A 21921-nucleotide genomic window follows, 5' to 3' on the forward strand; every position below is an offset into this window, starting at 1 on the left:
TGTGCCTTTCTTGTCCTGGATCAGCACACTTTCATTGTATTGCTATGGGTCTCCTTTTTCAAAGTTCAGGTTTTTTCATTACAGGAATGCTCCTTAATTTGAAATCCCAGGCAGTTTCACCATGCTAAGGAGTCTTTTTGTTTCCGGCCGAAAAACAAAAAGACTCCCGCCTCATACAGAGGCGAAAGTCAAGCTTCCACGGTTCCACTCTGTTTAAGGAAAATCACAAGGATCTTCCCAAACTCATTATCGGTACGATCATACCTCAATGCTGTAACGGGCATACCCGCTGGAGTCTACTAGTCTTCGATCCAGTACTCAGAGATGCATTTCATTCCTGCTACGTATGGGATCCCTCTCAGCCATGGGGTTCCTTCTCTGTAGACATCGCCTGGAACTACTCTTCTCGTCAATGTAATCCGATTATTCTGCTCGGGATTAAATACAATTGTTACTATAAAGCAGAAGCGGAATGTTGTCAACACCATTTCAGAAAAAAACGAGATTTGAACTTACCACAATTATGCCACAGTCTTCACTGAGGTTTAGGGGTATTATTGAATCAGAGAGATGGTATAGTTTCTACAAGGGAAGCAGATAGCTTCAGAAATGAAAGGGAGAGATGATGATGAACAAGAAAGTAATTGCAGCTGCAATGGCAGCGGTGATAGGAATCGGAGCAATGGCATTCTTCGGATCGAAGGCACTTGCGGCAGAAACTGAGACGGAGGTTCCACAGCAGAATCAGTTCTTAGGAAGAGGCGGATCGTTCGGTGGCGGAATGTTCGGCGGAGGCAGAATGTCTGGTGGACGTGGCATGATGGGCGGACAGGCAGGTAACTACCAGGACCTCACAGATGCTCAGGTAGCTGACCTTCAGAAAATCAGGGAAGAGATGGTAGACCTCAGGGATGAGTTCTATGAAGAGACACAGGAAGTCAGGGACGCTTTGGTAGGAGCTCTTGAAGAAGCGGACAAGACTAAGATACTTGCAGCATATCCAGATTTCAAGACACAGAAGGAAGCTAACATAGCGAAGCTGGAAGATCTTAGAAACAAGATGCATGAGATCCTTGGAACTACTGATGTAACACCAAGAGGACTTGAATTCATAGCAGAGGCTGATGCTCTTATAGTTGAACTCAAAGCTACTGATGACCAGACCGAGATAAAGAGCATAGCTGATGAAATCCTCGGACTTTTCGGCAGAGGCGGCAGGGGTGGCAGAGGCGGCTTCAGAGGAGCTGGCTGTGGATTCTACAACGCACCTGACAGCGACAGCTAGAAACAAATAGCATGACAAATACCTCTGGTCTCCAGGGGTATTTTCCTTATCCGGGATATTTTCAGCATCCCGGATGAAATGTTTGAAAGAATGGTTTAGAATCAAGTAAAGATGTGAAATTATGGAGGTTGAAATGGGAAGACTCATATATGCCGCAGATGATGAAGAGAATATCAGGAAACTCATACAGTCATTCCTTGAGAAGGAGGGCTATGAGGTTGTAACCTTCGGCGATGGGGAAGCCCTGCTTTCAGCTTTCAGGGAGAAGCCTTCAGACCTTGTGGTGCTTGACATAATGATGCCTGGAAGGGACGGCTTTGCCATAACTCAGGAGATAAGGAGCATCAGCAGGGTGCCGATCATAATACTTACTGCCAAGACCTCGGATGCTGACTTCATAGCGGGGATAACACTAGGCAGCGATGACTACATGACCAAGCCATTCAGTCCCATGGCTCTTGTCATGAAGATCAGGGCGATGTTTAGAAGGGTGGAGCTTGACAGGGAGGACCAGGGTATCGAGCAGTCAGTCTTCCTCGACATTATGATTGAGAACCAGAAGAAGGAGGTAAAGGTAAAGGGGAAAACCGTTGACCTTGCCCCCAATGAATACAGCCTTCTCAAGTACCTTGTCGACAACCAGCACAGAGCGGTTTCAAGGGATGAGCTTCTGGATAAGGTCTGGGGTTATGCTACTGCAGTTGAGACAAGAGTGACAGATGATACCATGAAGAGGCTCAGGAAGAAGATATCAGAAAGCGAAGCCCAGATTGAGACAGTCTGGGGATTCGGCTTCAGACTCAGAAAGAGGGATGCATGATGGCTAAAAGAGGCATCAGGACAAAGATACTTGTATATTTTTCAGCTGCTATGGCGCTGGTGCTCATCATGGTCGCAGTGGCATTCGGCCTGGCCGGCCGGCAGTATTCCATCAACGAAGCCAAAAGGCAGCTTGAGGACGCATACGTGACAATATCCTCAAGGAGCGGAATGGGCATGGGTCGTGGCATGAGGTCAATGGAATATTCCATGATGATCAGGCAGGGCAATGTCCTGTCGGATGTCGATGCGATAATCGTTGATAAAGACCATAATATCGTGCAGGAAAATACACTTACGGACAGGTCTGCCCGGATTGTAGCTGAAGCAGCAAAGGATAACGGAATTTTGCTTGAAAAAAGTGAAACTACCAGGGTAGCAACTTCAGACGGGGCTTATTTCGTGAAGTCTGCGAAGCTTTCAGATACAGCGGACGAATATCTTCTCATGTACATCAGCATAGCCAAGTTCCAGGGAATAACAGACCGGTTCCAGGGGATATTAAGGCTTGTCATATTGTTTGCACTTGCTATTACAGTAGTCTTCGTGCTGTTTCTTTCAAACAGCATTGTTGAGCCAATATACAAGCTTCAGGGACTTTCAAGGAGAATCGGGAATGGGGATTTCACCCACGAGGACTTCAATTTCAGCGAGAAGGAGCTTGCGGACCTGAACCTGAGCCTCAATGAGGCTTCAGCCAAGCTCTCAGACTATAACGAAGCCCAGAAGACATTCTTCCAGAATGTATCCCATGAGCTGAAGACTCCCCTAACATCCATCGAAGGTTATGCGGAGGGGATAAAGTACGGAGTATTCACGCCGGAAGAGGCAAGCGATGTCATTGTGGCAGAAAGCGAGAAGCTTAACAGGCTGGTGGAGGATATACTTTTCCTCTCCAAGATGGAAACTAGGGGTGAGGGGCATCAGGAAATGACCAGGAGCCTTCTTGATGACATAGTCATGGAATCCATAGAAAGGACAGCTACATTCTTCAGGAAAAGCGGCAGGGAGCTTTCGATTAACGTATTGGAGAAGGGAATGAAGGCGGATGTTGTTACCGAGGAGATTCTAAGGGCCTTGGACAATATCCTGAACAATGCTGCCAAGTACTCAAAATCAAAGGTTCAGGTCTCCCTCACAAAGGAAGGGGACTTTGGAGCAATCAGGATCAGGGATGATGGCGACGGGATTTCAGAAAAAGACCTTCCTCACATTTTTGAAAGGTTCTACAAGGGCACTTCAGGAAGCCATGGGATTGGCCTCTCAATAGCAACCACAGCAGTAGAGAAGCACGGAGGCACCATAGAGGCGGAGAATACCGGGAATGGAGCAGTGTTCACAGTGAGGCTGCCACTAGTATAGGTCAGAGGTAAAAGATTAAGGTCTGGAGATTTTTCTCCAGACCTTAATTTGTTGCTGTGGACAAGCAATATGCCATCCCCAGGCTTTACCCTGTACTTGCAACAGGTTATCCACAGATACTGCACTGGTTTGCGTGGATAACTGTGGATAACTACTGAAATGGGTAGATGATTTTCTAAAAGCATTTTGAGTTTCAAACTGCTTTCCATAGGATAAAAACAGCATCTCCACAAGTTATCCACAGGCAACTGTTAACAATGTTGAAAACTGAACAGATGTACTAAATATGTATATTCTTATGGGGTAAAGGTCTTATCCGAATCCTTAAGAAGTTCTTCAAGACCCTTGAGCTCCAGTGGTGAAAGGTTCCTCCACCTGCCTGTCTCGAGGGATCCGAGAGTAATGTTCATGATCCTTATCCTCTTCAGTGAAACCACCCGGTAGCCCAGATATTCTGTCATCCTTCGAATTTGCCTGTTTAAGCCCTGGGTGAGGATTATCCTGAAGGTTTCACGGCCTAGCCTTTCGACAAGGCATTCCCTTGTGACTGTATCAAGGATAGGGACTCCGCCTGACATCTTTTTGAGGAATGAATCGTCATATGGCCTGTCGACCTTTACGATATATTCCTTCTCATGGTTATTCCTTGCCCTTAAGATCTTATTCACTATGTCCCCGTCATTGGTCATGAGAATAAGGCCTTCTGAATCCTTGTCCAGCCTGCCTACCGGGAATATCCTCTCCTTGTGGTTCACGAAGTCAACAATGTTGTTCCTTGTCCTTCTGTCTGTCGTGCATTCTATGCCTCTTGGCTTGTTAAGGGCGATGTAGACCATGGGCGGCTTCTTTGATACGGTCTTGCCATCTACAGTGATTTCGTCCTCAGCTGTCACCTTCATGCCCATGAGGGCCGGGTTGCCGTTGACCCTTACCCTTCCTGCATCTATAAGGGCATCAGCCTCCCTGCGGGAACAGAAGCCTGTATCTGATATTGCCTTGTTTAGTCTTTTTTGTTCCATTTGATCACCATCTATAAATATTTTGCACAATTTAATTTATCAAAATTTAATCTTTGTACATTAGACAAATTTCATTACATAGTATACAATCATTTTAGGTGGAATGCACAATTATTTTGGCGGCTTAAGTGTCGTCTAGGTTAAAATGGAGGGAAAAAGATGGAGAAGAAGGTTGTAATATATACTTCGCAGACGTGTCCATACTGTGATCTTGCAAAGGAGTACTTCAACGAGCACGGGATATCGTACGAGGAGAAGAGCACAACTAAGCCTGAATTCAGGAAAGAGCTCATTGCACTTGGAGTTAGAAGCGTACCGACTATTTTTGTTGATGACAAGTACATGGTAGGTTTTGAGGAAGGCGCATTCGAGGAGCTTTACAAGGGCTGATCGGGTATATGTAGAAATGACAAGGACTGTCTTATTGCAAGGCAGTCCTTTAATATTGCTATTTTGTCTGCGACTGCTCAATGCTCATCAGGTTGCCCAGGTTGTTTATCTTGTACTTGAGCTGATAGCTTAAAAGCCTGTCATGGGTCCTGCCTGATGTGAAGAAGTCAGATGGCAGGGCCTCTCCTGATATGAGGATTGTAATCTCATCGCCTTCTCTGATGTATTCCTTGATATATGCCTGCTCGATTATCTCCCCAACAGCAGTATCTATGTCCTTCCTGTCAAAATTTGCTCCTTCAAGCATGCTTGTGCCCCAGGAGTTTTCAGCCCTTGATGCAAGCATCGTACCCAGCTCGTTGAACTGAAGCTGTACAAGTCCTCCTGCAGATATCCTGACAGTTGTCGCTATGGTCTTTGACATGTTGTATGAAATGAGAAGGAAAATCGCAAGAAGAACCGTCAGGAGAATGAGAGGTATCCTCAGATGATTCCTTGTATTTGCTATCCTTCCGGTAGTTATCTCGCCGATTCCTGAATCAGATCCTGTTATGGCGAGGAATTCTCCCTGGCTGGTCATTATCATGGTCTTGTCCTTATGCTTCTTGAGGGCTATTCCTGTGAATATCCTCTGTTCCTTCTGGAAGCTGTCACCCTGGCCTTTTTCCGCAAACTGCAGATACCTGGTTACCAGAGGGTACTTGCCGCTGCAGAAAAGGAGAACATAGGCGGTTAGATACCTCTCATGCTTCTGGAGGAAGAATACAGGTTCTTCTACGATTTTTGAGATCTTCTTGAAAGGAAGCTTGCGCGATGACAAAAAGTCGTTAATAAGCGCCTCTTCGGTCGATACTATCAGTGCTATGTTGAGCAGAAGGTTCCGTGTCTTCTCATCAGGTACTTCCTGGGAGAGCTTCATGAGGCTGAGCTTGTGCTGGATGAATTCCCTCTTCATGAGGGATATCTGCCGCTCCCTGCTCTCTATCTCACTCTTGTGATAGATTTCCATGGCAGGGCGTTTCAGGAATATATATTTGTCTTTTTCAAGAATCCTGCCTTTCATCGGTCACCTCGGTGTCGTCTTAAGTATAGAGTCTGTTAGTGAAGTCTAAGTGATGCATAATTGCATACTTGCAGACTTAAGTAGATTTTATCACAATTTGATGCAATATTGGCGCAATGACATAAACATAATCATATTTTAAGATGAATACAGCGTCAGGTTCGTGATGTATAATGGAATGGTCTACAGAAAGTGAAGGGAGAATCAGACTTGACATGGAAAAGGTAATGGAGAGAAAAAAGAGAAATAAGGCCTCATTGGCCATATTCAAGGTTATATTCGTTCTTATTGTGTTCGGAGCTGTGGGAGGCTACATATGGTCATCTGACTACTACAGAGCCTCAGTGACGGCTATGGAGGCCCTTGAGTCAGGAGCTGTAAATGAGAAGGGTGACATCGTGTTTGATGTGGAAGGCACTGCCAAAGGAGTAATAATATACCCGGGAGGCAAGGTTGACGAGAAGGCTTATGCACTGCTTGCAAAGAGCATCTCCGAACAGGGCTATGATGCATATGTGGCAAAGATGCCGCTGCGGCTTGCAATCCTCGGAATAGGAAGAGCGGAAAAGATTATGACCGAAAACACCGAGGTAACCGAATGGGTCATCATAGGTCATTCGCTTGGTGGTGTAGCTGCTTCAAGATTCATAGTGAGGAATCCTGAAGGTGTGAAGGGCCTTGTTCTTCTTGCCTCATATCCTGACGAAAAGACAGACCTCTCAGATATCGGAATCCCGGTTCACTCGCTTCTTGGCACAGAGGACAGGATAGTTGACAGGGCAGCGCTTGGTGCTGCTGATTCAAGGCTTGGGGAAGGCTTAGTCAGGGTAGAGGTTCCTGGCGGCAACCACAGCTACTTCGCGAACTATGGAGTTCAGGAAGGTGACGGTGAGGCCTCCATTGGCTATGGGATGCAGCAGAGCCTTGTGATCAAGGCCGTTTCGGACATATTTGCGCCGGTGCCGTCAGGACAGTGACAATGAGACTCCTATTTTGTTAAAAATGATTGATGTATTGTTAAAAATGATAGTTAAATATTAACAATGTAAGTTTTAAAGTGTTCGATAATTGGATTTTTTGTATTTATTTAAAAATCCTGAAATTTCTTTGATAAAAATGTGCACAAGTATGCAGATAATATGGTATTATATCGTTAATAAATTATCTAACATAGGGGTGTAAGATGGACAAAAAGAGAGACATATCAATGGCGGTCATAAAGAGATTGCCAAAATATTACAGACATCTGGCTGAACTTCTCAGGAACGACGTAGACAGGATATCATCAAAGGAGCTAAGCGACAAGATAGGTTTCACCGCATCACAGATAAGGCAGGATTTCAACTGCTTCGGTGGATTCGGACAGCAGGGCTACGGATACAATGTAAAGGAGCTCTACAATGAGATAGGAAAGATCCTCGGTACTGACAAGGAATATAATACGATTATAGTCGGTGCCGGAAACATAGGTCAGGCTATAGCAAACTACTCGAGGTTCGAGAAGGTTGGTTTCAACCTGAAGGGTATCTTCGATACCAATCCCAAGCTGATAGGCGTAAGGATAAAGGACATAGAGATCGAGGATGTTGACAACATCGATGCCTTCCTTGGCAAGAATTCGGTAGACATCGGAATTATCTGTGTGCCTGCAAACACAGCCCAGAAGATAGCCGACCTTTTTGTATCGAATGGGATAAAGGGAATCTGGAACTTTGCTCCGGTTGACCTGGATGTTCCTGAGGATGTATCGGTTGAGAATGTTCATCTCCTTGAAAGCATGCTGACGCTTGTTTATCTCATGAACGAGCAGAAGGCAAAATAAATATTGAAGTAATGGGCAGGCTGGAATTGTGCGATTCCAGCCTGTCTTTTATCTCCAGGAAGGTGACTTTTCAGTCAGCAACCTTCCATTGTCAAGAAATTCTGCGGGAATGTAAAGTAATGAATGACAACGATTAATAATGAAAATCAGCAAAACTGTAGTCAAAACGATAAAAAAGTCGTAAAATTTATTGATAACGGGTATGCTTTGCATAATATATCAATTCAAGTGCAGAGCCTCAGGTATGTTAGAATAAAGTATCAAGGGATAAGGGGTAGTGTGATGTATCTTATAACAAAAAAAGAAGAGCTTACTGAAAACATCTATTGGATGGATGTTTGCGCACCAAGGGTTGCAAAGTCAGCCAAGCCGGGACAGTTCCTGATTGTCAAGGCCGGGGAAAAGGGCGAGAGGATACCGCTTACGATTTGCGACTTTGACAAGGAACAGGGAACCGTGTCCATAGTTTTCCAGACACTTGGAGATTCAACAAAGAAGATTGCCGCTCTCAATGAAGGTGAATATCTGCATGATTTCGTGGGACCACTGGGTAACCCGTCGGAGCTTGTGTTTGAGGATCCGGAGGAGTTAAGGAAGAAGAAGATATTGTTTGTTGCCGGAGGAGTCGGAACTGCGCCAGTATATCCTCAGATAAAGTTCCTGCATGATCTGGGTGTGGATGTTGATGTCGTGCTTGGAACAAAGAGCAAGACGACTCTTATCCTGGAGGATAAGATGAAGGGAGCCTGCACCAACCTTTATATATGCACTGATGACGGAAGCTATGGCTTCAAGGGCATGGTTACAGACAGGGTGAAAGCGCTTGTTCAGAACGAGGGGAAGACCTATGACCTCTGCGTAGCGATAGGACCGATGATAATGATGAAGTTTGTTGCAAAGCTCACAAAGGAGCTTGGCATACATACTATAGTTTCACTTAACCCGATTATGGTTGATGGAACCGGCATGTGCGGAGCCTGCAGGGTTACAATCGACGGAAAGGTCAAATTCGCATGCGTGGATGGACCTGAGTTCGACGCACACCTTATAGATTTCGATGAAGCCATGAGGCGTCAGGCGATGTACAAGACAGTTGAAGGTAAGAAGGTGATTCTTGCAGAGAACAAGGAAAGAGAGCACAAGGAAAAGTGTGATTATACGGAGGCTTTGAATGAGACTAAATAAGGTACCGGTAAGGGAACAGGACCCGGAGGTAAGGAAAAAGAACTTCAACGAGGTAAGCTTCGGCTACAATATGGAAGAGGCTATGTCAGAGGCTGAGAGATGCCTTAACTGCAAGAAGCCGAAATGCGTGCCTGCCTGCCCGGTGACAATTGATATTCCCGGATTCATCAGGGAGCTCAAGGACGGAAACGTGGGTGAGGCTGCAAAGGTAATTGCAAGGTCAAGCTGCCTTCCTGCGGTATGCGGAAGGGTATGCCCACAGGAAGAGCAGTGCGAGGGCGACTGCATAGTAGGATTAAGAGGAGAAGCCGTGAACATCGGCAAGCTTGAGAGATTCGTAGCTGACTGGTCAAGGCAGAACAACATAGAGTTCACCGAGAAGCAGCCGGCAAACGGAATGAAGGTAGCTGTCATCGGAAGCGGCCCTGCCGGACTTTCCTGCGCAGGGGACCTTGCGAAGATGGGCTACGATGTCACGATATTCGAAGCGCTCCATGAGCCGGGAGGGGTCCTTGTCTATGGAATTCCTGAGTTCAGGCTTCCAAAGGAAGCAGTTGTCAGGGAAGAGATCAATCTCCTCAAGAAGCTTGGAGTAAAGCTTGAGACGAACGTCATAATCGGGAGGACGGTTACCATTGAGGAGCTGTTCAAGGATGAGGATTTCAAGGCTGTGTTTGTAGGCTCAGGAGCAGGTCTTCCGAAGTTCATGGGAATACCGGGAGAGAACTCCAACGGAGTCATGTCAGCTAATGAATACCTTACAAGAGCAAACCTCATGAAGGCATTCAGGAACGACTACGACACACCTATTACCATGGGCAAGAAGGTAGCAGTGGTTGGCGCGGGTAACGTGGCAATGGATGCTGCAAGGACTGCTGTGAGGCTTGGAGCAGAATCTTACATAGTCTATAGAAGATCCGAGAAGGAGATTCCGGCAAGGATAGAGGAAGTCCACCATGCAAAGGAAGAGGGCGTAATATTCAACCTACTTGTCAATCCGGTGGCGATACTGGCAGATGAAAGAGGATGGGTCAAGGGACTGAGATGCGTAAGGATGGAGCTGGGAGAGCCTGATGAATCAGGCAGGAGAAGGCCTGTGGAGATGAAGGGCTCGGAATTCGATATCGAGTGCGACAGCGTGATAATGAGCCTTGGAACAAGCCCGAATCCGCTCATAGCTTCAACCACTGAAGGTATAAACACCAACAGGCATGGCTGCATACTCATAGACGAGGCATCAGGCGAGTCTTCAAGAGAAGGTATTTTTGCAGGCGGCGACGCGGTTACAGGCTCTGCTACGGTTATCCTCGCAATGAGCGCAGGAAGAAAAGCGGCAGCTGGAATAGACAAGTACATCAAAGAGAAGTACATGAGGTAACAATGGACTACAATCATCTGGAGCCCTCTCTAGGCGGACTTAAGCTTATAGGGGTCAGGAATTTCAAGCCGAAGCACATATTCGAATGCGGACAGTGCTTCAGGTGGGACATGGTCAAAGAGGGCAGATACCTTGGCATAGTCAGGGGAAAGGTCCTGGAGGTCAGCGAGGAAGGTTCTGATATTACTCTGCACAATATTACTGAAGAGGAATTCAGGGACATATTCGAGTACTACTTCGACCTTGAAAGGGAATACGGTCTGATCAAGGATGAGCTGTCTAAGGATCCGCTCCTGAAGGAATCGGTTGAATTCGGACACGGAATCAGGATACTTAACCAGGAGCCCTTTGAGACACTGATTTCCTTCATTATTTCCGCGAACAACGGGATACCCAGGATAAAGGCTGCAGTTGCGAAGATTTCAGAGCAGTGGGGAACACCCATTTCTTACAACGGAAGCACCTACTATGCCTTCCCAAGTCCAGAACAGCTGTCAAAGGCTTCAGAAGCGGACCTGAGAGGGATTGGCATCGGCTTCAGGGCAAAGTATGTCCACAGGACAGTAAGGGCTGTATACGAGGCTGAGTGCCTTGAAAGGGAATCCCTTTCAAGGAAGCTTTCTGACGATGAAGCCCTGAGCCTTGAACAAAGCCTCGACAGGATAGCGTCCCTGCCCCACAAGCTCTGCCATAATGCGCTGCAGTGCTTTGAAGGTGTCGGACCCAAGGTAGCTGACTGCATCATGCTCTTTTCAATGGGCAAGCAGGAAGCGTTCCCGGTGGACGTGTGGGTGAAGAAAGCCATGAGCTTCTTCTACAAGGCTCCTGAAATGTCACTTCCTAAGACCAGGGAGTTCGGCCAGGAAAAGTTTGGAAGCCTGTCAGGCTTCGCCCAGCAGTACCTTTTCTACAACGCCAGAGAAAATAAGGTGAAGGTCGAGTAGGATAAGTGTGCGATAGAGCCCAGAAACAGTGAATAGAATAACTTTCAGAGTGAAAGATAAAATGATAATGGAGCGTCCGGTTTCGGATGCTCCATTATCATTTTGTGGTTTTCACAATGATTGCTGTTTTATGGTCATTTCAGCATAAAGTTCCTTGGATCATAGCTTATCCTCTCATCCTTGCCCTTCCTGAAGCCAATTGCAAGCTGAAGGATTGCCAGAAGCATTATCAGGCCGATGATCAGGAACGCCTCCTGCATGAAGAACCATTCAGGCAGTATGTTTATTATCGGGTCCACTGCAGGGTCGAAGAGCCAGAAGTCATTGGAGAACGCCAGCTCATGGAATACCACGAAAGCAGTGGAGAAATCCAGTATGAATGGGATGGCCAGTGAGAATGGAATGAGGACTGTCAGCAGTCCCGACCACTTCATATAGCCAAGGTTCTTCTTTCTTTTAAAGCCGATGAAGAAGGCTACAGAAAGAAGGAAGGTGATTGTCATGGCCCAGAATACCTTGTTGAATATGAGCTTAACCTCATAGAAGTGGAACTCCCCGTTTTCAGACATGGGAATTCCGTCGAGCACAAGCTTGTCAGGTCCTAGCGGGCTCTGATAGTTGATTAGTATGTCGTAATTGGTCCTTATGGTCTCCTGGGTATACTTCGGGTTTTCAGCAGCTATCTTTGGTATCTGAAGATAGTAGGCAGGCCTGAAATTAAGGACTGCTACCACTGAGAAGGTCACTATGAAAATTGCCAGTGTCAGAGCCGCAATCGCAGCTGCAAGTTTCTTCATTAAACACCTCAAAAAGCTGGCGAAGGTCTGTCTTGACCTGCCTCGCTGTATTCTTTCTTTCACCCGATATTATATCAGAAAAATGTTAACAATATGAAGAAAGTGAGCTTGGAATATATTTAGGGTATTTCCGACTTAAGCTGAGATCCAATTTAATATGACAGTATTGTCGGATTGATGTGGCATATTTACATGATAACGACTTGGTTTATAATGCTCTAAAGGCATGGTAAACCATTTAATATAGGTATTTTATTAAAATACGGCTTTCTGGTAAGATGATTTTGAGACAAGGAGGGTTAAAGATGAAACTGTTATCCAAGATTATTGAACCCAAGAAGCAAATAGACGAGAGCAGAAAGCTGTTTTCGAACCAATATCTGAAGCACCTTATACTGCCGCTTTTCGTTGAACAGCTGCTGGTCATGTCGGTGGGAATCGCAGACACCCTCATGGTAAGCTATGCCGGAGAATCGGCGGTTTCAGGAGTGTCCCTCGTCAACATGTTCTACACCATATTCATCTATATATTTACAGCCCTTGCTTCCGGAGGAGCTGTAGTCGTAAGCCATTATGTGGGGAGCAGGGACAAGGAAAAGGGCAGCCTTGCTGCCAGTCAGATGGTTACGCTTGCAATGCTGGTTTCTGCTGTGTCCACAATACTTGTGCTTATATTCAACAGGCAGATATTGCAGCTGCTTTTTGGAAGTGTCGACAGTGCCGTAATGGAATCAAGCGTAATTTACCTCAGGATCTCAGCATACTCGTTTATCGCTCTCGCATTGTACAATGTTGGCGCAGCGCTTTTCAGAAGCATGGGGATGACAAGGGTGACGATGTACATTTCTCTTATGATGAACATCATAAATGTCATCGGAAATGCGATCGGTATATTCGTGCTTAAGGCAGGAGTAGCTGGTGTTGCATGGCCCTCGTTCATATCAAGGGTCTTTGCCGCGGTAGTAATCATCGCTCTATGCTTTTCGAAAAAGAATGCAGTTGCTTTAAGCCTTCAGCATATCTTCAGCTGGAGCAGGAGCATGATAAAGAGGATACTTGGGATTGCGGTACCAAACAGCATAGAAAGCGGATTGTTCCAATTGGCAAAGGTTGCACTCTCAAGCATCACCGCCCTGTTCGGAACAAGTCAGATAGCAGCAAACGGAGTCGCTCAGAGCTTCTGGTCCCTGGCAGCGCTGGTAGGAATCGCCATGGCACCTGCATTCATAACAGTTGTAGGGCAGAGCATGGGTGCAAAGGATACTGAGGCTGCGGAGTACTACATGACAAAGCTTCTGAAGATAACCTTCGTGTCTTCGGTATTGTGGAATGGAGCAATACTCCTTGCAACCCCTCTAATCCTTCGGCTTTATGACCTGCCGGCTTCGACCAAGCAATTGGTTTTCATACTTGTGCTCATCCACAACATCTTCAATTCAGTTGCATTCCCTCTGGCAGCGCCATTCTCCAACGGACTGAGGGCGGCAGGGGATGTCAAATACACCATGTATGTATCTCTCTTCACAACAGTCGTGGTCAGAGTAGTGTTATCTGTCATTTTAGGTATTTGGCTGAACCTTGGAGTAATAGGAATCGCTTTTGCCATGGCAGGGGACTGGTGCATAAGGGCACTTCTCATGTACCATAGGTATAGAGGCGGAAAATGGAAATCATTTAAGCTCATATGAGAAGGAAGGTGCGTCATGGAAATACGTGTCCTCAAATATTTTCTGGCAGTTGCAAGTGAAGGCAACATTACAAAGGCTGCCGAGGTGCTTCATATCACCCAGCCGACACTAAGCAGGCAGCTTTTGGAGCTGGAGGAGTCTCTTGGAACACCTCTGTTTGTAAGAGGCAAAAGATCCATTTCCCTGACCGACAGCGGAATCATGTTCCAGCAAAGGGCAAGGGAAATCATCTCACTGATTGAGAAGGCTGAGCGGGAGATTTCAGAAGAGAACCAGATGGTGGGCGGGGTTGTTTCAGTAGGCTGCGTTGAATCAATGGCATCGCTGATTATGCCTGAAGCCATGGCTGAACTCTCAAATAAATATCCACTGGTAAGGTATGAATTCTATACGGCAGATGGTGACGATATAAGGGACGAGCTTGACTCTGGATCAATTGATTTCGGAATTCTGGTTGAACCTGTTGAGACTTCAAAGTATGAATTCATGAGACTGAATGTAAAAGACAAATGGGGCGTGCTTATGCGAAGTGACGACAAGCTTGCAGATAAGGAATCAATAGACATATCTGACCTTATAGACCTGCCGCTGATCGTACCCAGAAGAACCATTGTGAAAGAGGAGATTATGGATTGGCTTGGAACCGGCAGTGAACAGCTCAACATAGTCGCATCAGTGAATCTCCTTACAAATGCCATTCTTTTAGCAGAAAAGAAGCTGGGCTACATAGTCTGCATTGGAGGAGCCTACATGATCAGGCCAAAGGACGGCATGAAGTTCGTACCGTTCTCACCTGAAAAGACATCAGGACATGTTGTGGCATGGAAGAGGAACCGTATCTTCAATTCAGCTGCCAGGCTGTTCGTGGAACAGATAAGGCAGCTTGCCGGAGAAGAACCGGATACTGGGAAGTAATGAAGAAAATATAAATGATATATGCTTTTAGAAATTTAGTGCGTATTGCAAAGACTCAAGGAAGGAGAAAGGAAAATGGAGAAGAAACAGGCTAAGGCACCGGCAACCGTACGATTCGATGAAAGTGCATTTGGCATGATAAACCACACTGAAGTCCGATGGCTGGGGAATGCCGGGGCTTTCATCAACAGCAGAGGGACGACAATCATGATAGATCCGCTGCTGAAGGGCTTCGATATGCCGCTCTTAATTGAGATGCCGATAGGAACAGAAGAGATTCCAAATCTTGACGCAATGCTTATAACCCACAGTGACAACGACCACTTCAGCAGGGTTACCTGCAGGGAAGTCGCGCCTGTAGTCAGAGAATTTCATGCGCCGTATTACGTGGCTTCATTGATGAAGGAAATCGGAATAGATGGAACTGGTCATGGCATACATGAAACCTTCGCTGTCGGGAATATTAAGGTTACACTGACGCCTGCTGACCATGCTTGGCAGAATGAATATCCGAAGCACAAGACGAGGGAATTCAAAATGGAGGACTACTGCGGCTTTTGGCTGGATACTCCGGATGGAAGCATATGGGCGGTAGGAGATTCAAGGCTTCTTGAGGAGCAGCTGAATATGCCGGCACCTGACGTGATGCTGTTCGATTTCTCAGACAGCGCCTGGCACATAGGCTTTGAGGGTGCGGTAAGGCTTGCTGACGCATATCCTGACTCAAAGCTTATCCTCTGGCACTGGGGAAGCGTAGATGCTCCAAACATGAAGGAATTCAACGGAGACCCGGCAGACCTTGCGGCAAGGATCATAAATCCAGAGAGGATCATTGTCCTTGCTCCCGGCGAAGCCTACAGGATGCATAAGGAATAGGTGCAACTATAAAGACTATGCAAGATGCAAAGATGGAACTGTTCCTTGCTTCAGCTAAACTCTGAAGCCGGGAGTAGTTCTGTTTTTTGTTCGCTTTTCCAAGTAGAATTAAACAGAAATTAATACAAGACTCTTGAAATTTGGCACGAGTGAATTATAATAAAAAGGTAGGTATTAGCACTCGACCAAAGTGAGTGCTAACAAATTTTACTTCTGGAGGTATTAGAAACATGATAAAACCGTTAGCAGACAGGGTAGTCATCAGGAGGCTTGAAGCTGAAGAGACTACAAAATCAGGAATAGTCCTTACAGGGTCAGCGAAGGAAAAGCCTCAGGAGGCTGTTGTAGTTGCTGTAGGCCCAGGTGGCTATGTGGATGGAAACAAGGTTGATATGGAAGTCAAGGTGGGAGACAAGGTCCTGTTTTCAAAGTATGCAGGAACTGAAATCAAGCATCAGGGCGAGGAAGTCATAATAGTAAGGCAGAGCGACATACTGGCGATAGTGGAGTAGGAGGAATAAAATGGCGAAGAAGATTGTACTTGGAGAAGAAGCAAGGAGATCCATGCAAAAAGGCGTGGACATACTGGCAAATACTGTTAAGGTGACTCTCGGGCCTAAGGGCAGAAATGTAATTCTTGAGAAGAAATTCGGATCACCGCTCATAACGAATGATGGTGTGACTATAGCAAGGGAGATCGAGCTCGAGGATGGATTCGAGAACATGGGAGCTCAGCTTGTAAAGGAAGTTGCAACCAAGACCAATGACATAGCAGGAGACGGAACAACTACTGCTACAGTTCTTGCACAGTCGATCATAAAGGAAGGCCTCAAGAACGTGACTGCAGGAGCAAACCCAATGCTCATCAGACAGGGCATCAGGATGGCTGTTGACAAGGCTGTTGAAGAGATAAGGAACCAGTCCATCGCCATAAGAGGCAAAGAGGACATAGCAAGGGTTGCTGCAGTATCAGCATCTGACGAGGAAATCGGAATACTCATATCCGATGCAATGGAAAGAGTCGGAGCAGAAGGCGTAATAACTGTAGAAGAGTCAAGGTCAATGGTTACAGAGCTTGAAGTGGTTGAAGGAATGCAGTTTGACAGGGGCTACGTATCAGCATATATGGCAACTGACACTGAGAAGATGGAAGCTGTTCTTGACGACCCTTACATACTCATAACTGACAAGAAGATATCCAACATTCAGGAGATACTTCCTGTACTTGAGCAGATTGTTCAGCAGGGCAAGAAGCTTCTCATAATCGCTGAGGACATTGAGGGAGAGGCTATAGCTACTCTCGTAGTGAACAAGCTCAGAGGCACGTTCATCTGTGTCGGCGTAAAGGCACCTGGCTTTGGCGACAGAAGAAAGGAAATGCTTCAGGATATCGCGATTCTTACAGGCGGTAAGGTAATTTCAGAGGAGCTCGGTAGAGAACTCAAGGAAGCTACTATAGACATGCTTGGAAGAGCTGAAAGCGTAAGAGTAAGCAAGGACAACACTGTACTTGTCAACGGACATGGTGACAAGAGCGAAATCCAGAACAGGATAGCTCAGATAAAGAGCCAGCATGAGGAATCAACCTCAGACTTCGACAGGGAAAAGCTCCAGGAAAGGCTTGCAAAGCTTGCAGGCGGAGTTGCGGTAATCAAGGTTGGAGCAGCAACTGAGACTGAGCTTAAGGAAAAGAAGCTCAGGCTTGAGGACGCTCTTTCAGCTACAAAGGCTGCAGTAGAGGAAGGAATCGTAGCAGGAGGCGGAACTGCCTATGCCAACGTAATTCCTAAGCTTGCCGGTCTTACACATTCGAACCCTGAGATAAAGGTCGGAATCGACATAATCAGGAGAGCTCTTGAGGAGCCTCTCAGGCAGATAGTTACTAACGCAGGCCTTGAGGGCAGCGTAGTAATAGAGAAGGTAATGCACAGCGAGCCTGGCATCGGATTTAACGTACTCACTGAAAAGTATGTTGACATGATCCAGGAAGGAATCGTTGACCCGACTAAGGTAACAAGGTCAGCGCTCCAGAACGCTGCATCAGTAGCTGCGACATTCCTCACAACCGAGGGTGCGGTAGTAGACATCAAGGAGCCAACACCTCCTATGCCGGCAGCTGGAATGGACGGAATGTACTAAACACTTCCAATAAATAATCAATGACAAAGGGATGCGCGAGCATCCCTTTTGTTTCGGTAAAACTTGAAAAAATCATCTTGAAAGTCAGCTTGGTTTAATTGACGAAAAGGGTATACGATACGACTGTAAAACTAAAAGGCATTCCAGAGACAATATAGCTAATATCCATGAAAAGGATTATAGATTTTAATAAGGACTGGAATCATTAATACTGGTTTCATCACAACTGCCTGAATCACACAATAATATGGAATTATGTGTTGAGAATCACATAATTATTGGTTATTGTGTGAACTTCGTGGATTTCTGATTCATAGGATATATTTTAGCTCAAAAGACTCTTTTAGAAATGTTATTGTCTTGCGACGCTCGGTCTATCGCTTCATCTATCGTTGCATTTTGAAGCGATAATGTGTCTATCGTTGCACATCGATCTGCATTTATGGAAATCCAGCCAAGAAGTTCTAATGATCAATATTTCGAATGGTGAATAAAATCGACCTTAAATTTCAGTCTCTGTACATTCATTCCTATTCAAAAAAAGATAGAAATAAACAATGGGAAATTTGGAGTAACCTCCAGCTTATAATGTTTGTTCCTGCCTATTCCCCGGCATAATGTGGATACCAAAACAAAAAGAGGGGGAATATCAATGGAAAGACGTAAAAGGATGAAGGGCTTCACTCTGGTGGAGATGCTGGTGGTCATCGCGATTTCAGGAGTGCTTCTTGCTATCTCTGCGCCAAAGTACAACGGCCTTCTAGAGAAGGCGGAGAGCATTCAGGAGCTGTCGGTCAAGAGGGAGATCGTCATGCTGGTCGATACCTACAACGCGCTGAATGCAACTGACATCGCTGAGGATGACACCATGACGGAAATTGCAGCGCTCACTGGAATCAGCCCAGACCTGAAAGACATACTTACAAGGGAGAATGCTGACGAAGCTTTCTCTGCCCTTACAGTTGCAGGTATCAGGACTGCACTTTCTACACCCTGATTGATGACGCTGACATCAGTGGTTCTGTCAGCTATTTCTACGTTTGCAGCATGCTTATCAGGGGCTCTTATACTGTTAAAGGGTAGAAATGAGGTGAAGAAGGCGGCACTAGCCGCTATCTTCGCTTCATCCATGCTTCTCAACCATGTTTCCGGAATTGAGGGCATGGAGGTGGTTTTCTCGTCTGTGCTGCTTGTGAGTGCAATCACAGATGCCTATACAGGAGAAGTGCACTCGATTCCTATGTGGCTCCTGTTTCCGGCTGCTGCAGCGGGCTTCATTGTGAGGAAGAGCTATGTTGCTGCATTGTTCGGATTCCTGGTTTGGATCTACAGGAAGGACAAGAGGCTGTCTTACTGGTTCGGTGAGGGGGATTTGTATATCCTTGCAGCAATTGCCATGATGTATGGGACAGGAGTGTTCAGGGCCATGGCCTTGGGAGCGGCGTTTGCGCTAATCTGGTGCCTTGTGAAAAGAAGCCGCGAAGCTTTCTTCATACCTTTCCTTTATCTGGGGCTGATGGTGTCCAGGATGGAGATTGCTGATTCTTTATTTTACTTCTTCATATAGAAAATGCCTCCGGAAGCTGAGCTTTCGAAGGCATTTTCTTATTTCAGGTGCTGTTCCATAATCGCGAGCACTCCGTCATCGTTGTTTGAGGGTGCTGTGAATCTCGCGGCTTCCTTGACCCTTGGTATGGCATTGTCCATGGCGTAGCTGTATTCTGCCATGCCCAGCATCTCTATGTCATTGCCGTTATCGCCGAATACCATGGTTTCTGAAGGCGAAATGCCAAGCTTACTCTGCAGGTATGCTATGGCGGTCCCTTTGTTTATGCCTTTCTTCATGATGTCCACGTTATTCTTTGCAGTCGCGACAGCTACCATCGAGTCTCCGACTATATCCTGTAATATTGGGGCATAGTGGACAGCATCATTGTCCTCCGTAATTACTGTAAGCTTCAGTATCTCATCCTGAAGTTCGCTCAGGGTATCCATATCCCTCAGCCTGTGGAAGAACTTGCTTATGTGTGCAGCCGTCTCGGCTTTGACTCCTGAGATGTATGCTGATTCTTTACCGCATACAACGAGCGCGACCCCGTCCATGGCCTGTATTGCATCTATTGCCTTGCCGGTTATTTCCTTCTCTATGGAAGTGTTGAACACAGGCTCGGATCCCTTGACAAGGAAGTTTCCGTTTTCAGCTGCGAACCATATCTCATCCATCTTGTCCTGGAAGAAGCTTCTTATCTGGTAGTACTGGTTTCCTGAAGCGACGACGAAATATACTCCGTTTTCCCTCATTCGGTTGAAGAGGGCGTCGAAGCGTTCCCTGTCATAGGTCATGTCTGACCGTAAGAAGGTTCCGTCCATATCTGTAACAACAAGCTTTATCATTCAATTCACCTCTCCACAATTATACCAGTACTTATTTTTAAGCAGTCAAAATTCTCAGAATCTGGAAAATCAGAACGTGTAAACCATTGCGGTTCCTTGCTTTACGGATTTCTAAGAATATGGCTTCAAAATATGAAGGATTCGATTTAATGTTTATGTAAATTTACAACTTTTCTTGCATGGCTTCAATTGACATGGTACAGGTACATGGATATAATTAAGTTTAAAATTAAATAGAATACTTTACTCATATATGTTCTGGATAAGGCAGAACGTCTCTACAAGGAACCATACAAATTCCTGTCTATGAGTGATAGAAGCTGATTATAAGGCATGCTGTCACTTGTTGATGGTATGCCATTTTAATTTTGAGGAGGAAACCGACTTGAACAAGATTGTCAAAACCGCTTACACCTTCGATGATGTGCTTCTGTTACCCCATAAATCCGAGGTACTTCCAAAGGATGTTTCCCTGAAGACAAAGCTCACAGCAACACTGGAACTTAACATCCCTCTCATGAGCGCAGGTATGGATACGGTCACTGAGTCTTCGATGGCGATTGCAATAGCTAGGGAAGGCGGAATCGGTATAATCCACAAGAACATGTCGATTGAGGAGCAGGCGCATGAGGTAGACAGGGTTAAGAGGCAGGAGAACGGTGTAATAACTGATCCATTCTTCCTCAGACCTGATAACACACTTGAGGACGCCAAGTCGCTGATGGCAAGATACAGGATAAGCGGAGTGCCCATCGTAGTGGACAGCAAGCTGGTCGGTATAGTAACCAACAGAGACCTTGTATTTGAGACAGATGACACAAGGCTTATAGATGAAGTCATGACAAAGGAAGGTCTTGTTACGGCTCTTGAAGGGACAACCCTTGATGAAGCTAAGGAAATCCTCAAGAAGAACAAGATTGAAAAGCTTCCGCTTGTCGACAAGGACAACAACCTCAAGGGCCTGATAACAATCAAGGATATTGAGAAGATAAAGAGGTTCCCGAATTCAGCCAAGGATACAAGGGGCAGGCTGCTCTGCGGAGCTGCAGTAGGAGTTACTGACAATCTGCTCGACAGGGTTAGCGCTCTGGTCAAAGCACAGGTGGATGTGGTAGCATTAGATACGGCACATGGTCATTCACAGGGTGTCATGGATGCGGTGAAGAAAATCAAGGCCGCTTTCCCGAGCCTTCAGGTTATTGCCGGAAACGTGGCGACTGCCGAGGCCTGTGAGGACCTCATAGCGGCAGGTGCTGACTGCATTAAGGTCGGCATTGGGCCTGGATCCATCTGTACGACAAGAGTCGTTTCAGGTGTGGGAGTTCCTCAGCTGACAGCTGTCATGGATTGCGTAGAGGTATGCAGCAAATATGGAATCCCTGTCATCGCTGACGGTGGAATCAAGTTCTCAGGTGATATCGTAAAAGCGCTTGCTGCAGGAGCTAAGGTAGTAATGGCCGGCTCGATACTTGCAGGCTGCGAGGAATCACCGGGAGAAATGGAGATTTACCAGGGCAGAAACTACAAGGTATACAGAGGAATGGGTTCCCTTGCTTCAATGAAGAAGGGATCAGGAGACAGATATTTCCAGGAGAACGCAAAGAAGCTTGTACCTGAGGGAGTCGAAGGAAGGGTAGCATACAAGGGCTTTGTTTCAGAGACCATATTCCAGCTCATGGGCGGAGTCAGGTCAGGAATGGGCTACCTTGGTGCAGAGAACCTTGAGGCTCTTGAGAGAAATGCAAGATTCGTAGTCCAGACTTCAAGCGGACTGAAGGAAAGCCATCCGCATGACATCTATATTACAAAGGAAGCACCGAACTACAGCAACGCAGATTTATAGGA

General features: G+C 46.1%; 21 protein-coding genes and 1 riboswitch. Of the genes, 17 read left to right on the top strand and 4 right to left on the bottom strand.

Annotated elements, in window-relative coordinates; all coding sequences use genetic code 11:
- Positions 1-628 precede the first annotated feature (628 nt).
- The 3 genes from J2Z34_RS13100 (at position 629) to J2Z34_RS13110 (ending at position 3466) form a co-directional block, all read left to right on the top strand.
- Entirely contained in the window at positions 629-1285 is a 657-nt protein-coding gene (locus J2Z34_RS13100) for a hypothetical protein (protein ID WP_209460325.1), read from the top strand.
- 133 nt (positions 1286-1418) lie between these two features.
- Positions 1419-2105 carry a response regulator transcription factor gene (locus J2Z34_RS13105; RefSeq protein ID WP_209460326.1) on the top strand — a complete coding sequence of 229 codons (687 nt, stop codon included), beginning with the start codon at positions 1419-1421 and terminating at the stop codon, positions 2103-2105.
- Positions 2102-3466 carry a sensor histidine kinase gene (locus J2Z34_RS13110; RefSeq protein ID WP_209460327.1) on the top strand — a complete coding sequence of 455 codons (1365 nt, stop codon included), beginning with the start codon at positions 2102-2104 and terminating at the stop codon, positions 3464-3466. The genes J2Z34_RS13105 and J2Z34_RS13110 overlap by 4 nt, the downstream gene beginning before the upstream one ends.
- Positions 3467-3762: 296 nt before the next feature.
- Here the strand turns inward: J2Z34_RS13110 and J2Z34_RS13115 are convergent, their stop codons facing one another.
- Positions 3763-4485: a pseudouridine synthase gene (locus J2Z34_RS13115; RefSeq protein ID WP_209460328.1), complete on the bottom strand. Its 723-nt coding sequence runs from the start codon at positions 4483-4485 to the stop codon at positions 3763-3765.
- A 159-nt stretch (positions 4486-4644) separates the two neighbouring features.
- On the opposite strand from J2Z34_RS13115, the gene J2Z34_RS13120 reads away from it, so the two are divergent.
- The gene (locus J2Z34_RS13120) at positions 4645-4875 is read left to right on the top strand and encodes a glutaredoxin family protein (protein ID WP_209460329.1); all 231 of its coding nucleotides are present in this window, start codon (positions 4645-4647) and stop codon (positions 4873-4875) included.
- Positions 4876-4933: 58 nt separating this feature from the next.
- On the opposite strand, the gene J2Z34_RS13125 is transcribed toward J2Z34_RS13120, so the two are convergent.
- Positions 4934-5938: an anti-sigma-I factor RsgI family protein gene (locus J2Z34_RS13125; RefSeq protein ID WP_209460330.1), complete on the bottom strand. Its 1005-nt coding sequence runs from the start codon at positions 5936-5938 to the stop codon at positions 4934-4936.
- A 173-nt stretch (positions 5939-6111) separates the two neighbouring features.
- Between J2Z34_RS13125 and J2Z34_RS13130 the strand changes: the two genes are divergently transcribed.
- The 5 genes from J2Z34_RS13130 to J2Z34_RS13150 all read left to right on the top strand — a co-directional run bounded on the left by J2Z34_RS13130 (position 6112) and on the right by J2Z34_RS13150 (position 11267).
- Positions 6112-6915, top strand: coding sequence for an alpha/beta hydrolase (locus J2Z34_RS13130; RefSeq protein WP_209460331.1), 804 nt, complete (start codon positions 6112-6114; stop codon positions 6913-6915).
- Between the two features lie 206 nt (positions 6916-7121).
- Positions 7122-7760, top strand: a complete 639-nt coding sequence (locus J2Z34_RS13135; protein ID WP_209460332.1) for a redox-sensing transcriptional repressor Rex — start codon at positions 7122-7124, stop codon at positions 7758-7760.
- 282 nt (positions 7761-8042) lie between these two features.
- Entirely contained in the window at positions 8043-8945 is a 903-nt protein-coding gene (locus J2Z34_RS13140) for a sulfide/dihydroorotate dehydrogenase-like FAD/NAD-binding protein (RefSeq protein WP_209460333.1), read from the top strand.
- Entirely contained in the window at positions 8932-10323 is a 1392-nt protein-coding gene (gene gltA / locus J2Z34_RS13145) for an NADPH-dependent glutamate synthase (protein ID WP_209460334.1), read from the top strand. Before J2Z34_RS13140 ends, gltA begins: the two co-directional genes overlap by 14 nt.
- A gap of 2 nt (positions 10324-10325) precedes the next feature.
- Positions 10326-11267 (top strand): DNA-3-methyladenine glycosylase family protein, encoded by a 942-nt coding sequence (locus J2Z34_RS13150; RefSeq protein ID WP_209460335.1) that lies wholly within the window; start codon positions 10326-10328, stop codon positions 11265-11267.
- 134 nt (positions 11268-11401) lie between these two features.
- On the opposite strand, the gene J2Z34_RS13155 is transcribed toward J2Z34_RS13150, so the two are convergent.
- A complete protein-coding gene (locus J2Z34_RS13155; protein ID WP_209460336.1) occupies positions 11402-12064 on the bottom strand; it encodes a TIGR01906 family membrane protein in 663 nt (220 codons plus the stop codon).
- Positions 12065-12369: 305 nt separating this feature from the next.
- On the opposite strand from J2Z34_RS13155, the gene J2Z34_RS13160 reads away from it, so the two are divergent.
- From J2Z34_RS13160 to J2Z34_RS13190, 7 genes are all read left to right on the top strand, one after another.
- A complete protein-coding gene (locus tag J2Z34_RS13160) occupies positions 12370-13752 on the top strand; it encodes an MATE family efflux transporter (protein WP_209460337.1) in 1383 nt (460 codons plus the stop codon).
- Between the two features lie 15 nt (positions 13753-13767).
- Positions 13768-14667: a LysR family transcriptional regulator gene (locus J2Z34_RS13165; protein ID WP_209460338.1), complete on the top strand. Its 900-nt coding sequence runs from the start codon at positions 13768-13770 to the stop codon at positions 14665-14667.
- A gap of 75 nt (positions 14668-14742) precedes the next feature.
- The gene (locus tag J2Z34_RS13170; RefSeq protein WP_209460339.1) at positions 14743-15543 is read left to right on the top strand and encodes an MBL fold metallo-hydrolase; all 801 of its coding nucleotides are present in this window, start codon (positions 14743-14745) and stop codon (positions 15541-15543) included.
- Between the two features lie 230 nt (positions 15544-15773).
- Positions 15774-16055, top strand: a complete 282-nt coding sequence (gene groES, locus J2Z34_RS13175; RefSeq protein WP_209460340.1) for a co-chaperone GroES — start codon at positions 15774-15776, stop codon at positions 16053-16055.
- A gap of 10 nt (positions 16056-16065) precedes the next feature.
- Entirely contained in the window at positions 16066-17682 is a 1617-nt protein-coding gene (gene groL, locus J2Z34_RS13180) for a chaperonin GroEL (protein ID WP_209460341.1), read from the top strand.
- 652 nt (positions 17683-18334) lie between these two features.
- Entirely contained in the window at positions 18335-18679 is a 345-nt protein-coding gene (locus tag J2Z34_RS13185) for a type II secretion system protein (RefSeq protein WP_209460342.1), read from the top strand.
- Entirely contained in the window at positions 18680-19249 is a 570-nt protein-coding gene (locus J2Z34_RS13190) for a hypothetical protein (RefSeq protein WP_209460343.1), read from the top strand.
- Between the two features lie 38 nt (positions 19250-19287).
- On the opposite strand, the gene J2Z34_RS13195 is transcribed toward J2Z34_RS13190, so the two are convergent.
- Positions 19288-20076 (bottom strand): Cof-type HAD-IIB family hydrolase, encoded by a 789-nt coding sequence (locus J2Z34_RS13195; protein WP_209460344.1) that lies wholly within the window; start codon positions 20074-20076, stop codon positions 19288-19290.
- Between the two features lie 227 nt (positions 20077-20303).
- Positions 20304-20403: riboswitch (purine riboswitch) on the top strand.
- A gap of 58 nt (positions 20404-20461) precedes the next feature.
- Here J2Z34_RS13195 and guaB point away from each other — a divergent pair.
- The gene (gene guaB / locus J2Z34_RS13200) at positions 20462-21919 is read left to right on the top strand and encodes an IMP dehydrogenase (RefSeq protein WP_209460345.1); all 1458 of its coding nucleotides are present in this window, start codon (positions 20462-20464) and stop codon (positions 21917-21919) included.
- Positions 21920-21921: the final 2 nt, after the last annotated feature.

The organism is Youngiibacter multivorans (assembly GCF_017873395.1).
GTDB classification, from domain to species: domain Bacteria; phylum Bacillota; class Clostridia; order Clostridiales; family Clostridiaceae; genus Youngiibacter; species Youngiibacter multivorans.

Bases quoted from the DNA above. Each gene is read 5' to 3' on its own strand.
- J2Z34_RS13150 (WP_209460335.1), top strand. From the start codon at position 10,326: ATGGACTACAATCATCTGGAGCCCTCTCTAGGCGGACTTAAGCTTATA.
- gltA (WP_209460334.1), top strand. From the start codon at position 8,932: ATGAGACTAAATAAGGTACCGGTAAGGGAACAGGACCCGGAGGTAAGG.
- J2Z34_RS13140 (WP_209460333.1), top strand. From the start codon at position 8,043: ATGTATCTTATAACAAAAAAAGAAGAGCTTACTGAAAACATCTATTGG.
- J2Z34_RS13100 (WP_209460325.1), top strand. From the start codon at position 629: ATGAACAAGAAAGTAATTGCAGCTGCAATGGCAGCGGTGATAGGAATC.
- J2Z34_RS13110 (WP_209460327.1), top strand. From the start codon at position 2,102: ATGATGGCTAAAAGAGGCATCAGGACAAAGATACTTGTATATTTTTCA.
- groL (WP_209460341.1), top strand. From the start codon at position 16,066: ATGGCGAAGAAGATTGTACTTGGAGAAGAAGCAAGGAGATCCATGCAA.
- J2Z34_RS13160 (WP_209460337.1), top strand. From the start codon at position 12,370: ATGAAACTGTTATCCAAGATTATTGAACCCAAGAAGCAAATAGACGAG.
- J2Z34_RS13120 (WP_209460329.1), top strand. From the start codon at position 4,645: ATGGAGAAGAAGGTTGTAATATATACTTCGCAGACGTGTCCATACTGT.
- J2Z34_RS13165 (WP_209460338.1), top strand. From the start codon at position 13,768: ATGGAAATACGTGTCCTCAAATATTTTCTGGCAGTTGCAAGTGAAGGC.
- J2Z34_RS13170 (WP_209460339.1), top strand. From the start codon at position 14,743: ATGGAGAAGAAACAGGCTAAGGCACCGGCAACCGTACGATTCGATGAA.
- J2Z34_RS13155 (WP_209460336.1), bottom strand. From the start codon at position 12,064: ATGAAGAAACTTGCAGCTGCGATTGCGGCTCTGACACTGGCAATTTTC.
- J2Z34_RS13130 (WP_209460331.1), top strand. From the start codon at position 6,112: ATGGAATGGTCTACAGAAAGTGAAGGGAGAATCAGACTTGACATGGAA.
- J2Z34_RS13135 (WP_209460332.1), top strand. From the start codon at position 7,122: ATGGACAAAAAGAGAGACATATCAATGGCGGTCATAAAGAGATTGCCA.
- J2Z34_RS13115 (WP_209460328.1), bottom strand. From the start codon at position 4,485: ATGGAACAAAAAAGACTAAACAAGGCAATATCAGATACAGGCTTCTGT.
- groES (WP_209460340.1), top strand. From the start codon at position 15,774: ATGATAAAACCGTTAGCAGACAGGGTAGTCATCAGGAGGCTTGAAGCT.
- J2Z34_RS13195 (WP_209460344.1), bottom strand. From the start codon at position 20,076: ATGATAAAGCTTGTTGTTACAGATATGGACGGAACCTTCTTACGGTCA.
- J2Z34_RS13185 (WP_209460342.1), top strand. From the start codon at position 18,335: ATGGAAAGACGTAAAAGGATGAAGGGCTTCACTCTGGTGGAGATGCTG.
- J2Z34_RS13105 (WP_209460326.1), top strand. From the start codon at position 1,419: ATGGGAAGACTCATATATGCCGCAGATGATGAAGAGAATATCAGGAAA.
- J2Z34_RS13125 (WP_209460330.1), bottom strand. From the start codon at position 5,938: ATGAAAGGCAGGATTCTTGAAAAAGACAAATATATATTCCTGAAACGC.